This window comes from Cupriavidus gilardii (assembly GCF_013314895.1).
GTDB classification, from domain to species: Bacteria; Pseudomonadota; Gammaproteobacteria; order Burkholderiales; family Burkholderiaceae; genus Cupriavidus; species Cupriavidus gilardii_C.
Genome location: NZ_JABTYE010000003.1, coordinates 282350 through 295973 on the forward strand (window position 1 = coordinate 282350; position 13624 = coordinate 295973).

At 65.9% G+C, this 13624-nt stretch carries 10 protein-coding genes; 4 read left to right on the top strand and 6 right to left on the bottom strand.

Annotated features, from left to right (window positions below; translation table 11 throughout):
• Nucleotides 1-13 precede the first annotated feature (13 nt).
• Together HTY53_RS04630 and HTY53_RS04635 are read left to right on the top strand one after the other, a co-directional pair.
• On the top strand, nucleotides 14-937 hold the full coding sequence (locus tag HTY53_RS04630; RefSeq protein ID WP_174105266.1) for a LysR family transcriptional regulator: 924 nt from the start codon (nucleotides 14-16) through the stop codon (nucleotides 935-937).
• A gap of 276 nt (nucleotides 938-1213) precedes the next feature.
• On the top strand, nucleotides 1214-2290 hold the full coding sequence (locus HTY53_RS04635) for a porin (protein WP_174105267.1): 1077 nt from the start codon (nucleotides 1214-1216) through the stop codon (nucleotides 2288-2290).
• 44 nt (nucleotides 2291-2334) lie between these two features.
• Here the strand turns inward: HTY53_RS04635 and HTY53_RS04640 are convergent, their stop codons facing one another.
• Nucleotides 2335-3255 carry a LysR substrate-binding domain-containing protein gene (locus HTY53_RS04640; RefSeq protein WP_174105268.1) on the bottom strand — a complete coding sequence of 307 codons (921 nt, stop codon included), beginning with the start codon at nucleotides 3253-3255 and terminating at the stop codon, nucleotides 2335-2337.
• A gap of 189 nt (nucleotides 3256-3444) precedes the next feature.
• Here HTY53_RS04640 and HTY53_RS04645 point away from each other — a divergent pair, with 189 nt between their 5' ends.
• Entirely contained in the window at nucleotides 3445-3774 is a 330-nt protein-coding gene (locus tag HTY53_RS04645) for a DUF2917 domain-containing protein (protein WP_174105269.1), read from the top strand.
• Nucleotides 3775-4056: 282 nt separating this feature from the next.
• Here HTY53_RS04645 and HTY53_RS04650 read toward each other — a convergent pair whose 3' ends face one another.
• The 5 genes from HTY53_RS04650 to HTY53_RS04670 all read right to left on the bottom strand — a co-directional run bounded on the left by HTY53_RS04650 (nucleotide 4057) and on the right by HTY53_RS04670 (nucleotide 12067).
• Nucleotides 4057-4359 carry an H-NS histone family protein gene (locus tag HTY53_RS04650; protein ID WP_174105270.1) on the bottom strand — a complete coding sequence of 101 codons (303 nt, stop codon included), beginning with the start codon at nucleotides 4357-4359 and terminating at the stop codon, nucleotides 4057-4059.
• A 206-nt stretch (nucleotides 4360-4565) separates the two neighbouring features.
• Nucleotides 4566-5966: a dihydrolipoyl dehydrogenase gene (locus tag HTY53_RS04655; protein WP_174105271.1), complete on the bottom strand. Its 1401-nt coding sequence runs from the start codon at nucleotides 5964-5966 to the stop codon at nucleotides 4566-4568.
• A gap of 150 nt (nucleotides 5967-6116) precedes the next feature.
• Entirely contained in the window at nucleotides 6117-6848 is a 732-nt protein-coding gene (locus HTY53_RS04660) for a glutathione peroxidase (protein WP_174105272.1), read from the bottom strand.
• Between the two features lie 198 nt (nucleotides 6849-7046).
• Entirely contained in the window at nucleotides 7047-9914 is a 2868-nt protein-coding gene (locus HTY53_RS04665; protein ID WP_254599804.1) for a M16 family metallopeptidase, read from the bottom strand.
• 146 nt (nucleotides 9915-10060) lie between these two features.
• Entirely contained in the window at nucleotides 10061-12067 is a 2007-nt protein-coding gene (locus HTY53_RS04670; RefSeq protein ID WP_174105273.1) for an alkaline phosphatase D family protein, read from the bottom strand.
• A gap of 209 nt (nucleotides 12068-12276) precedes the next feature.
• Here HTY53_RS04670 and HTY53_RS04675 point away from each other — a divergent pair, with 209 nt between their 5' ends.
• A complete protein-coding gene (locus tag HTY53_RS04675; RefSeq protein ID WP_174105349.1) occupies nucleotides 12277-13299 on the top strand; it encodes an alpha/beta hydrolase in 1023 nt (340 codons plus the stop codon).
• Nucleotides 13300-13624 lie beyond the last annotated feature (325 nt).

The following is a 13624-nucleotide window of genomic DNA, read 5'->3' on the forward strand; positions in this document are numbered from 1 at the left end:
GTGCCCCAAGCCGATGCTTCACCCTCCCCGCGTCTATCTGTATCTCGACACCGTGGCCCGCTGCGGCTCGATCCGCAAGGCGGCCGAGCAGCTGCATGTCGCCTCGACCGCGCTGAACCGCAAGATTCTCGAAGTGGAACAGCAGATCGGCACGCCGCTGTTCGAACGGCTGCCGCGCGGCGTCCGGCTGACATCGGCTGGCGAGGTCCTGGTGGCGACGATACGGCGCAGCCTGGCCGATCTGGACGCGGCTGCCGCGCAGATGGCGCAATTGCGCGGACTGGTACGCGGCTCGGTGCGGATCGCCGCGGCCGAATCGGTAGCGAACGATTTCCTGCCTGATGCGATCGGCCGCTATCAGACGCGCCATCGCGGCGTGCAATTTCATGTCGCGATCGGCGGCACCGATCAATTGATGGATGCGCTGAAGCAGGACGACGCCGACCTGCTGCTGGCGCACGATCCGCCCGCCAGTCCGCTGCTGCAGCAGCTCGCGGCCGCGCCACAGCCGTTCTGCGCGATGATGCGGCCCGACCATCCGCTTGCCGGCCGGCGGACACTGCGGCTGGCCGATTGCGCGGCCTTCCCGGTCGCCCTCGGCCCCGCGACGTTCGCCAGCCGGCGGTTGGTCGAGGCCATCGCCGCGCGCAATCGCCTGCATCTGTCCGTAATGCTCGAAGCGACCACGGTCGAGACGCTGAAGGGCTTCGTCCGCCAGACCGACGCGATCTGCTTCCAGTTCCATGCCGGCACGCTGCGCGAAACGCGGGAGGGCACGCTGACGGCGGTGCCGCTGAGCGATCCCGAACTGGCGCTGGGCCGGCTGGTTCTGGCCGCGCGCAAGGGCCGCGCGCTGCCGCCGGCGGCGGCCGCATTCGCGGAGCATTTGAAGACCGCCATCGGGGCGCTGCATCCGCCGTTGACGCTGGCCGCGTAGCGGACGGACGTCGATAGGGAGAGCCGATCCCGGCACCGATCGCGTGCCGCTCCACCCGTGCATCCGCACCGCCACCGCACACATTTTGTGCTCGCGTCGCGCGAAAAATGATGGTGGTCGGTATCGCCCGATTTCCGCACACTGCTTTCGAACGCCCCGGCAAACGGCCGAGCCAGCCGCCCGGGATCGACGCGCGCGATCGCGACGACGTCAGGACAACAACAACGCCATCAAAAAGAAGCACGAGAGAAATCAGGGTCAACGAAGGAGGTTCGCATGACAACAACGACGTTCAAGCCGGCGCGCGCGCTGGCGGCCGCCATGACGGCATTGGCAAGCGGGGGCGCGCTGGCGCAGTCCAGCGTGACGCTGTACGGGCAGGTCGACACCTACGTCGGCAGCAACAAGGCGGTCGGTGGGGATCGTGCCTATGTGCTCGGCGCCGGCGGCATGCAGACGTCGTACTGGGGCATCAAGGGCACCGAGGACCTGGGCAATGGCCTGAAGGCGATCTTCGATCTGAATGGCTTCTATCGCGCCGACAATGGCCGTGCGGGCCGTTTCGATGCGGACGGCATGTTGACCCGCAGCGCCTACGTCGGCTTGCAGAGCGATACCGCGGGCACCTTCCGCCTGGGCCGCAATACCACGCCCTATTTCCTGTCGACGATCCTGTTCAATCCGCTGGTCGATTCGTACCACTTCTCGCCGACGATCTTCCATACCTATGTGACCAGCAACGGCGGTGCGGTCTACGACCCGGGCATCATCGGCGATTCGGGCTGGAGCAATTCGCTGGTCTATTCGTCGCCGAAGTTCGGCGGGCTGAGCTTCAACGCGATCTATGCCTTCGGCGAGCAGGCCGGCGACAACGGCAGGAACAAGTGGGGCGGCAACGTGCTGTATTTCAACGGTCCGTTTGCCGCGACCGTCGCCTTTCAGCAGGTCAAGTTCAACAACACGCCCGGCGACGTGACGGCGCCGGCCGCGATGGTCGGCTTCAACAAGCAGAACGCGGTGCAGGCGGGCGTCAGCTACGACTTCAAGGTGGTCAAGCTGTTCGCGCAGGGCCAGTACATCAAGTCGGATATCGACAGTGCGACTGGCGACATCCGGCACACCAACGGACAGGTCGGCGCTTCCGTGCCCATCGGCGCGGGCAGCCTGCTGCTGTCGTATGCCTACGGCAAGGTCAAGAACGAAGTGGCCGATGTCGAGCGCAATACCGCGGCGGTGGCCTACGACTACAACCTGTCCAAGCGCACCGACGTCTATGTCGCCTACTACTACGACAAGGTCGGCGGGCTTTCGCACGGCAACAACTACGGGGTCGGCGTGCGCCATCGATTCTGATGGCCGGCGTCGCCGGTCTCGGCTCGAGCGCGTGGCGCTTGAACTCAACCGGTGACGTCGCGCGCCAATTCGCGCGTCAACCAGGCCTGGAAGCGGTGCACCGCGGGGCGTGCCTGGGCATGCTCCGACATGACGACCTGATATTCCATCCCGTCGATTCCCGCGTCCGGCAGTACCACCTGCAATTCGCCGCCGGCCAACAACGGCAGGATCAGCGGCGTACGGCCGATCGCCACGCCCGCCCCTTCCGCCGCCGCGGCGACGACGTGCTCGTAGCGCGAGAAATACAGGCAGGGCTGACTGGCCGCAGCCGTCAGCCCCAGGCGGCGATACCACTCGCCCCACGACATCCAGCCAAAGCGCGCATTGGGATCGTGATAGACCAGCAGCGTTGCGGCTCGAATATCGCTGGCTCGATGAATGCGCGCGGCAACCTTCGGCGCGGCGACCAGAATCAGCCGTTCGCGCACCAGCGCGGCAGCGGCTTGCCCAGGCGGGCTGAGCCGGATCGCAATATCGAAGCCATCCCTGTCCAGATTGGCGATCGCCTCCGACGCATCGACGCGCACGTCGATATCGGGCGCGTCGGCCTGAAACCGTGCCAGCCGCGGCACCAGCCACAGCGAAGCGAAGGATGGCGTGGTGGTGACCGAAATCGCGCTGCGCTCCGGCGCGATCAGGCGTTCGACCGTGCCCGCCAACTGCTCGATCGCCGCTCTGGCGGCCTGCTGCAGCAGACGTCCCTCGGGCGTCAGCGACAGCCCCTTGGCGCCGCGCAGGAACAGCGGCACGCCCAGCGCGTCCTCCAGGCTTTTGATCTGCTTGCTGATGGCCGACTGCGTCAGGCATAGCTCATCGGCCGCGGCGGTAAAGCTCAAATGGCGCGCCGCGCTGTCGAAGCCGCGCAGCGCGTCGAGCGACATCGCCCGCAGGGCTTGCGAGACGGCCGGGCTGATATTGGTCATGGCTCGGTGATGCGCGACATGGGCGGATATTTTCGAACAGGGGCGGACATCGTCGCAATGGCGCTTTCAATGGCCGCGCCATGATCCGCCGGAATACCGGGGATGACGAAACATCCGGCCAGGCGATCTTGCGCGTGACCACAATGACAAGGCGTGCCAATTCGATGCGGGGCACGCCAGGAGACTGTCATGCATGCATTCGCTGAACCCGACGGGATGGAAGGAATCGACGGGATTGGCCGATTTGACCGAATTGGCCAGGTTGGCGCCGTCCCGCTTCGCCTGACGATCGGCCAAGGATACACCGTGCTTTGCCTGCAGGGCGCGGTATGGCTGACGTGCGAATCGGAAGACCGCTCCGAAGCGGCGCGGGATATCGTATTGGCGTGCGGCGAGCGTTTCGATGCCGGGCGCGCCGTTACCGTCATCGTTTCGGCAATTCGGCGGCGGCCGGCCCGTATTGCGTTGACCCGTCGCAATACGGTGGATCGGCTCGATTTTAAGAAGAGACTTAATTGAGTGCCGTCAATGTCTGGCGCATTGTCTTGTCCAATGTCTTGTCGCAATGTCTTCTTGCAGGCAGACCTGGCGGAACCCGTACGAAATGCGGGAAATCCCGCGAAAGACTGATGACTACGCTGCCGCCCGTCGATCGGCTATCGGCTATCGGCTATCGCACAGAATCGCGCGGATCGGCGGCAAATCGTGTTCCCTGGCAGAACAGCCGTGGCGCCGGATATTGCGATTCGACGCAATACGGTTCGCCGGATCCTATTGGGCACAGCGCAATGGAGCACAGCCTTACTCGGCGATCAGGAAGCGATCGCGATTCTTGCCCAGCCATGCCGGTGCGCGGCCGCGGCCCGACCAGGTCTTGCCGGTCTTCGGATCGCGATATTTGGCCGGCGCCGGCGTACCCGAGCGGCCCGCCGATTTGCGCGGACGGCCGCGGCGACGCGGCACCAGATCTTCGGCAGTCAAACCGTAATCCTCCATCAGTTGCTGGATCTGCGCGACCACGGCCGCCACTTCGGTTTGCCTGGCTTCCTCCAGTTGTGCTTCGAGTTTTTCCTTTTCTGCCAGTAATTGTTTGTAAGTCGCCATCGTCATTCCTTGCCAGTTGTAGGGTGCCGTTATGCTAGCTCACGGTTATCTGTGAGTCACCATAAAAAATGTAATCCAATAAGACAGAATCACAATATTCGGCAATTACATAATAATCCGCCCCACTGCAATGTCGAGGCGCGGATGCGCGGCAACCCGCATAAGGCAATGACAAGGAATGCCGCCATCGCGGCATTTAACCCCGTTCAGGCGCGCAGCCGGGCTTGTGCGTCGCGCAACGCGGTGCGCAAACCCTCTTCGATCACCGGGTGATAGAACGGCATCGCCAGCATCTGGTCGATCATCAATTGCTGCTGATACGCCCATGCCAGCAGATGCGCGATATGTTCGGCACGCGGTCCGATCCATTCGGCGCCGACGAAACGCCCGCTCGCCTTGTCCGCATAGACATGCATCAGTCCGCGGTTTTTCAGCATCACGCGGCTGCGCCCCTGGTCCTCGAAGCTGACTTCGCCGGTGACGAAGCTGTCGGCCGGCAGATCGGCGTGGCGCTGGCCGACCATGGCCAGTTGCGGGTCGGAGAACACCACGGCGATCGGCGCACGGCGCGGCACCGGCGAAACCTGCGGCCAGGCGGCGGCATTCTCGCCGGCGCTCTTGCCCTCGTCGGCGGCCTCGTGCAGCAGCGGCAGAACATCGTTGGCGTCGCCGGCGATGAAGACCGGCGCCGAGCCGCATTGCAGCGTGGCCGGGTCGAACACCGGCACGCCGCGGGCGTCCAGCTCCAGCCCGGTGTTTTCCAGGCCAAGATTGCGCACATTGGGCTGGCGGCCGGTAGCGGCCAGCACATAGTCGAAGCGTTCGGTCACCGCATTGCCGTCGCGGTCGATGAACGAGATCACCGCCTCGTCGCCTTCGCGCGCCATGTCCGTGACCTTGGCATCGGGATCCAGATAGAACTCCTGCTGGAAGGCTTGAGCGGCATAGGCGCGGATCGCCGGGTCGGTCAGCGGGCCGACGCCGCCGCGCACGCCGAACACGCGCACATGGACGCCAAGCCGCGACAGCGCCTGGCCCAGTTCGAGACCGATCACGCCGGGGCCGAACACCGCCACGCGCCGCGGCAGATCCTGCCAGTTGAAGATGTCGTCGTTGACGACCAGCCGGTCGCCGAACACGCGAAACGGCTGCGGCACGGCAGGGCTCGAACCGGTGGCGATCACCACCCGGCTGGCGCGAACCACGGTGCCGTCGGCGTCGTTGCCGACCTGCAGCACCGTGTTGTCGATGAAGCGGGCATAGCCGCGCAGACGGTCCTGCTCGGGAATATTGTCGACGCCGCGAACCACGAAGCCGACGAAGCGGTCGCGCTCGCGCCGCACGCGGTCCATCACCTCGCGGCCGTCGATGCGGATCGGTCCATCGACATGGACGCCGAACGGCGCGGTATGGCGCAGCTCGTGCGCGGCCTCGGCCGCCGCGATCAGCAGCTTCGACGGCATGCAGCCGACGCGCGCGCAGGTGGTGCCGTATTCCCCGCCTTCGATGATCACGGCGCGCTTGCCGGCGGCCCTGGCGGCGCGATAGGCGGCCAGGCCAGCGGTGCCGGCGCCGATCACGGCGATGTCGGTGACGATGGTTTGCATGGCGAAATTCCTGTTCGGAGAGACGATGGGTTTATTCGGGGCGGTTCAATCCACGGACCCGAGGGCGGCACGCCGCCTTCGGGTCCGGCGACTGCCGGACCGCGCCACGGAACAATCAGTGGGATGGGAGAAAAAAGGCGCTGCGGGAGATCAGGCGGCCAGATACTGCTCGACCTGCTCGGCCCCGCCGATCAGCTTGCCGTTGATGAACACCTGCGGGGCGGTCATCGTGCCGGACACCGCGCCGAGCACCTTGCCGCGGATCTTGTGTTCCAGCGGCACGTCGATGTACTGGTAGCCGTGGTCGGACAGCAGCTGCTTGGCCTTGGCGCAGAATGGGCAGCCTTCCTTCGAGAACACCACGACCTGGTCAGGCGTCTTGGCGTTCGGGGCGACGTAGGCGAGCATCGTGTCGGCGTCGGAGACCTTGAACGGGTCGCCCGGCTCTTCCGGCTCGATGAACATCTTGTCGACCACGCCGTTCTTGACCAGCATCGAATAGCGCCAGCTGCGCTTGCCGAAGCCGAGGTCGGTCTTGTCCACCAGCATGCCCATGCCGTCGGTGAATTCGCCGTTGCCGTCGGGGATCATCACGATGTTCTCGGACTCCTGATCCTTGGCCCACTCGTTCATCACGAAGGTGTCATTGACCGAGACGCAGAGGATCGCGTCGACGCCATGCTGGGCAAAAACAGGCGCCAGCTCGTTGTAGCGCGGCAGATGGGTCGACGAACAGGTCGGGGTGAACGCGCCGGGCAGCGAGAAGACCACGACGGTCTTGTTGTCGAACAGCTCGGCGGTGGTCAGATTTTTCCAATCGTTGTTCTCGCGTACGCGGAATGTGACATTGGGGATGCGTTGGCCTTCACGGGATTGCAGCATTGGGATCGCTCCTGGTTCGGTGGTGAGTTTCCGGGGTGAATTCTTTGCGCTGCGTGCGCTGTATGTCGCCTGTTTGTCGCCTGTTTGTCGCATACGTGTCGCATGTGTGTCGCAGCGAAGGCCCCATTCTGGCGATGCCCCCTTTATTTGTACAATTTATCGTTTAAACCATTGTCATTAGGTAAAGCTATGGTGGCGCTATAGGCCGCCATCAGGCGAGGCAGCCACTTTGCCGGGGTCGCCAGGCGCCCCGGCATCGGGCCAGGCCCCAGCATAGACCTCGACAAAGCGGTCCGGGTCCAGATACCGCCGGATCGCCGCGTTGACCTGCTCGACCGTGGCCTGGTCGATGCGGCGCTCCATCTCCTCCGTAAACGCCATGGTCTGGCCGACGAACAGTTGATAGGCCAGCATCGACACCAGCACCTCGTCTCGGCTGCGGGTGACCAGCCCCTGTTGCTGCAATCCGCTCTTGGCCTCGGCCAGTTCTTCCTCGGTCACGCCCTCCCGCAGAAAGCGCCGCAGCTCCCGCTGCACGCCAGCCTTGAGCCGCGGCAGGTTCTGCGGGGCAAAGGAGGCCTGGATGCCGAAGCGGCCGGCGGTATCGAGCGCGCCGATCCGCAGGTAGCTCGAAGCGCCGTAACTGATGCCGTCCTGTTGGCGCAGGCGGTCGGCCAGCCGGCTCTTCATCGAACTGCCGCCAAAGATCCGGTTGGCGATCGCCAGCGCCGCATAGTCGGGGTGATCCATCGTCATGCCGATCGGCAGCGCGGCGATAAAGCTGGCATTGGCCTTGTGCGGCGTCGGCACGGCCAGGCTCACCGGCTGCAACGGCAGGAAGTCGCGTTCGACGCGGGCGAAGGGCATCGGCGCGCTCCAGTCGCCGAACAGCGTCTCTACCTGCTGGCGCGCGCCCTGTGCATCGAAGTCGCCGACCAGCGCAAACTGCGCATGGCTGGTGCCGTAGAAGCGCCGATGGAAGTCGCGCACCTGTTCGAGCTGGACAGCCCGCAGCTCGGCGATCGATTCCTCCAGCGTCGGCACATAGCGCGGGTCGCCCTTCGGATAAGGGTTGCCGTGCCGGCCGAGCACGACCGGGGCGAGCGCTTCGGGCTGCCGTACCTGGCTCTGGATGCCGGCGATCGCGGTGGTGCGCAGCACCTCGAACTCGGCCGCCGGCAGGCTGGGTTCGCGCAGCACATCGCGCAGCAGCGTCAGCACCTGCGGCAGATGCTCGCGCGGCGCCTGGAAGCTGATGGTCACCCGTTCGGCGTCGCCGGAGACGCCGACCGTCGTCCGCAGCGCTTCAAACGCATCGACCAGCTGCTGGCGATCGCGCCCGCCGGCGCCGCGCATCAGCATGCCGGCGGTCAGCGTGCCGACCGCGTTCAGGCCGCGCAGGCTGTCGACATCGCCCATGCGCAGCACCAGTTGGCCGTGCACGCGCTGACCGCGCACGGGCTTGGGCAACATCGCGATGGTCATGCCGTTGGGCAGCGTGGCGCGCACCGTATGCGCCTCGATATTTGCCGGCGTGGGCACAAAGGGCGCCACCGGCGCGGCGCCCGGCTTGCCCTGATAGCCGCGCGTCAGTGCGGCGATGTCTGGCGCCGGCGGAATCGCGACGTAGTTCGGCACGTCGACCGGAATGAATTGACCCAGCGTGCGATTGGCGCGCTGCAGATAGTGGCGCGCCACGCGGTTGACGTCGTCGACGGTCACGCGCTCGATCTGATCGCGGGCAATCAGCATCAGCCGCCAATCGCCCTTGGCGATCGCCTCCGACAATGCCACGCCGTAGCTGGCCGGATCGTTCAGCATGCGCTCGTAGGCGTTGCGCGAGCGGCGCTGCGCCCGGTCGAGCTCCTCCTGCGTGACCGGCTGCGCGCCGATGCCTTCGACCAGTTCCAGCAGTCCGGTGCGCGCCGGCTCCAGGGGCTGCGCCTTGCCGACCTGCGCGAGGAAGACCACGCTGCCCGGCTGCTTCAACGCCCGCAGAAAGCCCGTCTGCGACGCCGCCTTCTTCTGCTCGACCAGTCCGCGATAGAGGCGCCCGCCCGGTATGGCAGTCAGGATATCGACCAGCAGCGTCATCGCCGCGGTGTCCGGATGCGCGCCGGGGCCGATGTGGTATTGCGCGGCCACCACCTGGATGTCGCCGGGCCGCTGCAGCAGGATCTCGCGCGGCCCTTCCTGCGGCGGCTCCACGGTGTACTGCTCAGCCAGCACGCGTGCCGGCTTGGGAATCGCGCCGAAATACCGCGTCACGCTCGCCAGCGTGCGGGCCGGGTCGAATTGCCCGGTGATCACCAGTACCGCGTTGTCGGGCTGGTAATAGCGGCGATAGAAGGCCTGCAGCGCATCGATGCCGACGTTCTCGATATCGCTGCGGGCGCCGATCGGCGCCTTGCCGTAGTTGTGCCAGTGATAGGCGCTGGCGGCCAGCTGCCGCAGCAGCACGCCGGTCGGGCTGTTCTCGCCGCGTTCCAGCTCATTGCGCACCACCGTCATCTCGCTGTCCAGCGCGCTGCGCGAGATCGTGCTGTTGACCATGCGGTCCGCTTCCATCCGCAGCAGCCAGTCGAGGTTTTCCTCGCTGGCCGCGAAGGTGGCGAAATAGTTGGTGCGATCGTGCGCGGTGGTGCCGTTGAACTGCATCCCGCGGCTCGCCATCTGCCGCCCGATCGCGCCATCCGGCACACTCGGCGTCCCCTTGAACAGCAGATGCTCGAGCAGGTGCGCCATGCCGGTCTCGCCGTAGCTTTCGTGCCGGCTGCCGACAAGGTAGGTGATATTGATCGTGGTGGTCGGCTGCGCCGCATCCGGGGCGAGCAGCACCCGCAGTCCGTTGGGCAGGCGGTATTCCGTGATGCCTTCGGCGCTGGCGACCGGTGTGGGGATGCCCTGCACCGTTTCGCCGGCCGTTGCGGCCGGTGATTCAATCGACGAGCGTGCGGCGTGGGCCGGACCAGGACCGCACAACGCGGCAATCAGGACGGTGCAAAGGATGGCAATGGGGAAGGCCGGGAGGGCGGACAGGACCGGGCCGGCAGCGCTGCGAGGCATGGGATCTCCGTGGTGGATCAGACAGACAGGTGGACGCGCCTTCGGGTGCCCCTTCCCGGCGCGCACCGCATCGGGTGCGCGCCGTCACTGATCGTACCAAACCCCATGTCCGGGCGCGGCTGCGGGACAGCCGCGCCGGAACCGCCTCAGACCACGTTCACCACCGCCGAGCCCGCCGGCACCTCCACCGTGGTGACCCTGGCCGTCGCCGGCTGCGGCGGCGCATTGCCGTCGACCAGTCCCTTCATGATATGGAAGGCGCAATTGAGCCTGTCCGGCGTCAGCGTGACGACCGAATAGCCGATGACATTGGTCTCCGCGTAACGCATCCACGGATTGAAATGCTCCAACGTGCGATTCAAGGTGTTGACCACCGCGCCGCTGACCTCCTCGTAGATCAGCGCCTTGATCTCGGCAAAGCGGGGGTCGTTATCGACCACGCTCTTGTACGTGCTCATCAGCGTATTGCTCGACAGCCCTGCCCCGACCAGATCGACCATCACCGGCGTCGGTGTCGCCGCATCGAAGTCGTCCATCACCACGCCGGCAAAGAATGCGTGGATGTCGCCGGTCAGCGCCACCACATTGCGAACGTTGTTCGTCTTCAGGAAGGCCATCAGATTCTTGCGTTCCGCGTCATAGCCATCCCACTGGTCCGCGTTGAGCACATAGGTGGCCAGCAGCGACGCCGGCGGCAGGCGGCTGTCGAGCGTGGGCTTGATATTTGCGTCGAAGTTGGCGCTATCGATGCCGGCCTGCGCCGACAGCAGTTGCCGCAGGTTGGCGTAGGCGACGTTGTTCGGATAGGTGCCCGATGAGACCGCCGCGCGCAGGTCCGCCTCCAACGCCTCCTCCATCTGGTCGCGCAACGGCGTCAGCGCCGTGTTGCTCGCGATCAGCCGCAGCACCATCAGTTCCGCGATGGCCTCGGTCAGATCGACCTGCATGCGCAGCAGCGAGACCTGGTTGCCCCACAGCTTCCACGTCGTCGCGGCACCGCCGATACGGTCCTGCCACCATGCGCGCTGCGCGTCGCCAAGCATCGATACCTGCGTCAGCGCACCCCCCGCCGCCGCGATCTTCGCGTCCTCCGCTGCCTTGAGCGCGTCGCGCCGGATGAAGAAGCGGCTGCCGACATCGCCGCCGGCGTTGGCTTCGGAGATCAGATGGTCGGCGCGATACAGCCGCTCGTCCGTCATCAGCAGCGTCGCCAGATTGCCGAAGGTGAAGGACCGATAGATCTGGATGTTCTGGAACGAGGGGTTGTTCAGGTCCAGCGTGACATCGGCCGGCAGGAACTCGAACCACGCCTGGTTGGCTGCGCGCCGCCGCGCGGTCTGGGGCGTCTGATCGTCGTCGGCATCATAGCTCTGGCGGTCCTGCCAGCAGTCGTCGGAGAACTCGTGGTCGTCCCAGATCGCGATCATCGGGAAGCGCGCATGCAGCGCCTGCAGCCGCGCGTCGCTGCGATAGGCCTTGTACAGGTAGCGGTAGTCCTCGAGCGTGGTGGCGTAGCGGAAGCCGCTGGGCAGCGTCGTGCCATTGGGCAGCGACAGCGGCGTATGGCGGCTTTCGACCAGATTGACCGGCGCGCCGTCCGCCACCGCCTCGTAGATGTAGTCGCCGGTGTGCACGATGAAATCGAGGTCCTGCTGTGCCAGCTCCTCCATGCCGGCCCAGTGGTTGATGCTCCAGTCCTGGCAGCTGACAAAGGCGAACTTCAGCTGCGACAGCGGCGTACCGGCCGCGGGCGCGGTGCGGGTTCGACCGACCGGGCTGAAGCGGCTGCCGACGCGGAAGCGGTAGTAGTAGGTCGTGGCGGGCGTCAGGCCGGTGACCTTGGTGCGCAGCGTGTAGTCCCAATCGGGCAAGGCGCGCAGATGGTCGTTGACGATCAGCGTGGAGAAGTCCTCCTGGGTCGACACCTGCAGGCGCACATTGACGTGCCGCTTGCCGTTGTCGCCTTCGACACGCGTCCACAGCACGACGCTGTCGGGGCGGGGGTCGCCCGAAGCGACACCGTGGCGGAAGTCGAACAGGTCGGGTTCGGGCGGATCGGGATTGTCATCGCCACCGCCGCAGCCGGCCAACCCAGTGGTGGCGACCGAGACGGTGATGAAGCTTCCCCATTTCAAGAACTGGCGACGATCCATGTTGTTCTCCTTGTCAGGACAGGGACAGGTGAGGGGACACAGGCAGCATAGGAAATCGATCTGCCGACCGCGAGGGTGCACCGCCGATGCGGTTGCGGCGCCGCGACGCCGATGTCCGCCCCATTCAGGTACTGCCGGCAATTGCCGCTATCCGCCCGCATTTGGCATCGATTTGCCGTGCGGGGCCGAATTCGTATAAGGTGCGCCTCATGGATGAACCGAAACGCAACGCGCACCGAAGCACAAACCGACACTTGTTGCGGCAGGCCCTGACGCACCTGCCCTACAAGACCATCGGCGCCGCCGCCGTCCTGACGGCCGCCGGCTTCCTCAGCTACTGGACCTACCTCGGCATCAATCAGGGCCGCCTGCTGTTCGACGCACGACGGCGCCCGCCGCGCGAATTGCCGGAGGGGATCACCGCCTATTCGCACACCATCCCGGGCGGGATGCTGCGCGGCTACGTGTATCGCGGCGATGCGCACTGTGCCGTCACCGATCTGTTGTTCTATTTGCCAGGTCGCGGGGAAGACGTCCTCGAGACCATGCAATTTCTACATTGGCTGCCGGCCGAAGTCGGCTTCGCCACCTTCGACTATCGCGGCCTTGGCCATTCCGACGGCATTCCGTCGGAGGCGGCCGCGGTGGCCGACGCCAGCCAGTTCCTGCTGCATCTGCGCCGCGTGCTGCCGGGCACGCGGGTCCATGTGGTCGGGCGCAGCCTGGGCACCGGGGTTGCGATCCAGCTGGCCGATCTGCAGGACTTCGAGAGCCTGCAATTGATCACGCCCTACGATTCGCTGCTCGAGCTCGTGCGCAAGCGCTTCCCGCTGGTGCCGCTGCGCCAGCTGATGCGTCATCACTTCGATTCGATTTCGCACTGCAAGAAGGTGGTACAGCGCACCAAGGTGCTGCTCGCCGAGGTCGACGATGTCGTGCCGCATGAATGCTCCGAGCGTCTGATGGCGGCGTGGCCGGGGCCGGTCGCCGTCGAGACCATTCCCGGCAGCAATCATTCGGACATCATTGCGCACCAGAGTACGTGGCAGGCACTGAGCGACTTCGCGTTGCTGTTCGCGCGCCGGCCCGATCTCGACGCGCACGGCAATCGCCTCGACGAGACGCCCGCGCCTACGCCCGAGCACGCTGCCGCCAGCGACGTGGGCGGCGGGCAGGAGCCTCCCGCCCTGCCGGTCGCCGCCGCACCGCTGCGCACCGACGGCGCCAGCTGAGGCGCGCACCGTGGGCGCGAGCCGGGCGCCGCCCGTGCGCTGCCGCAAGGCACTGGTCGACGGCCTGCCGGTCATTTGGACAGGTAGATCACGATCGCGATCAGCCCGATCGCGGCGAGGGTCAGCAGCACGAAGGTGAGCACGGCGCCACGCTGTCAGTCGTTTTCCCGCGAGTATTCCGCAGCGGAACGGCCGGCGCCGTAGGTGCGCGGCTGATTACGGCAAGGATTCGTCCTACAAGCAAGGCCGTGCTTGCTTTCTCCGCGATCCCGGTGCGCCCCGGCGGCGCGAGCAGCGTTATGCAGAATCGGCATGACCTCGCTCC

Bases quoted from the DNA above. Each gene is read 5' to 3' on its own strand.
- HTY53_RS04630 (WP_174105266.1), top strand. From the start codon at position 14: ATGCTTCACCCTCCCCGCGTCTATCTGTATCTCGACACCGTGGCCCGC.
- HTY53_RS04635 (WP_174105267.1), top strand. From the start codon at position 1,214: ATGACAACAACGACGTTCAAGCCGGCGCGCGCGCTGGCGGCCGCCATG.
- HTY53_RS04640 (WP_174105268.1), bottom strand. From the start codon at position 3,255: ATGACCAATATCAGCCCGGCCGTCTCGCAAGCCCTGCGGGCGATGTCG.
- HTY53_RS04645 (WP_174105269.1), top strand. From the start codon at position 3,445: ATGCATGCATTCGCTGAACCCGACGGGATGGAAGGAATCGACGGGATT.
- HTY53_RS04650 (WP_174105270.1), bottom strand. From the start codon at position 4,359: ATGGCGACTTACAAACAATTACTGGCAGAAAAGGAAAAACTCGAAGCA.
- HTY53_RS04655 (WP_174105271.1), bottom strand. From the start codon at position 5,966: ATGCAAACCATCGTCACCGACATCGCCGTGATCGGCGCCGGCACCGCT.
- HTY53_RS04660 (WP_174105272.1), bottom strand. From the start codon at position 6,848: ATGCTGCAATCCCGTGAAGGCCAACGCATCCCCAATGTCACATTCCGC.
- HTY53_RS04665 (WP_254599804.1), bottom strand. From the start codon at position 9,914: ATGCCTCGCAGCGCTGCCGGCCCGGTCCTGTCCGCCCTCCCGGCCTTC.
- HTY53_RS04670 (WP_174105273.1), bottom strand. From the start codon at position 12,067: ATGGATCGTCGCCAGTTCTTGAAATGGGGAAGCTTCATCACCGTCTCG.
- HTY53_RS04675 (WP_174105349.1), top strand. From the start codon at position 12,277: ATGGATGAACCGAAACGCAACGCGCACCGAAGCACAAACCGACACTTG.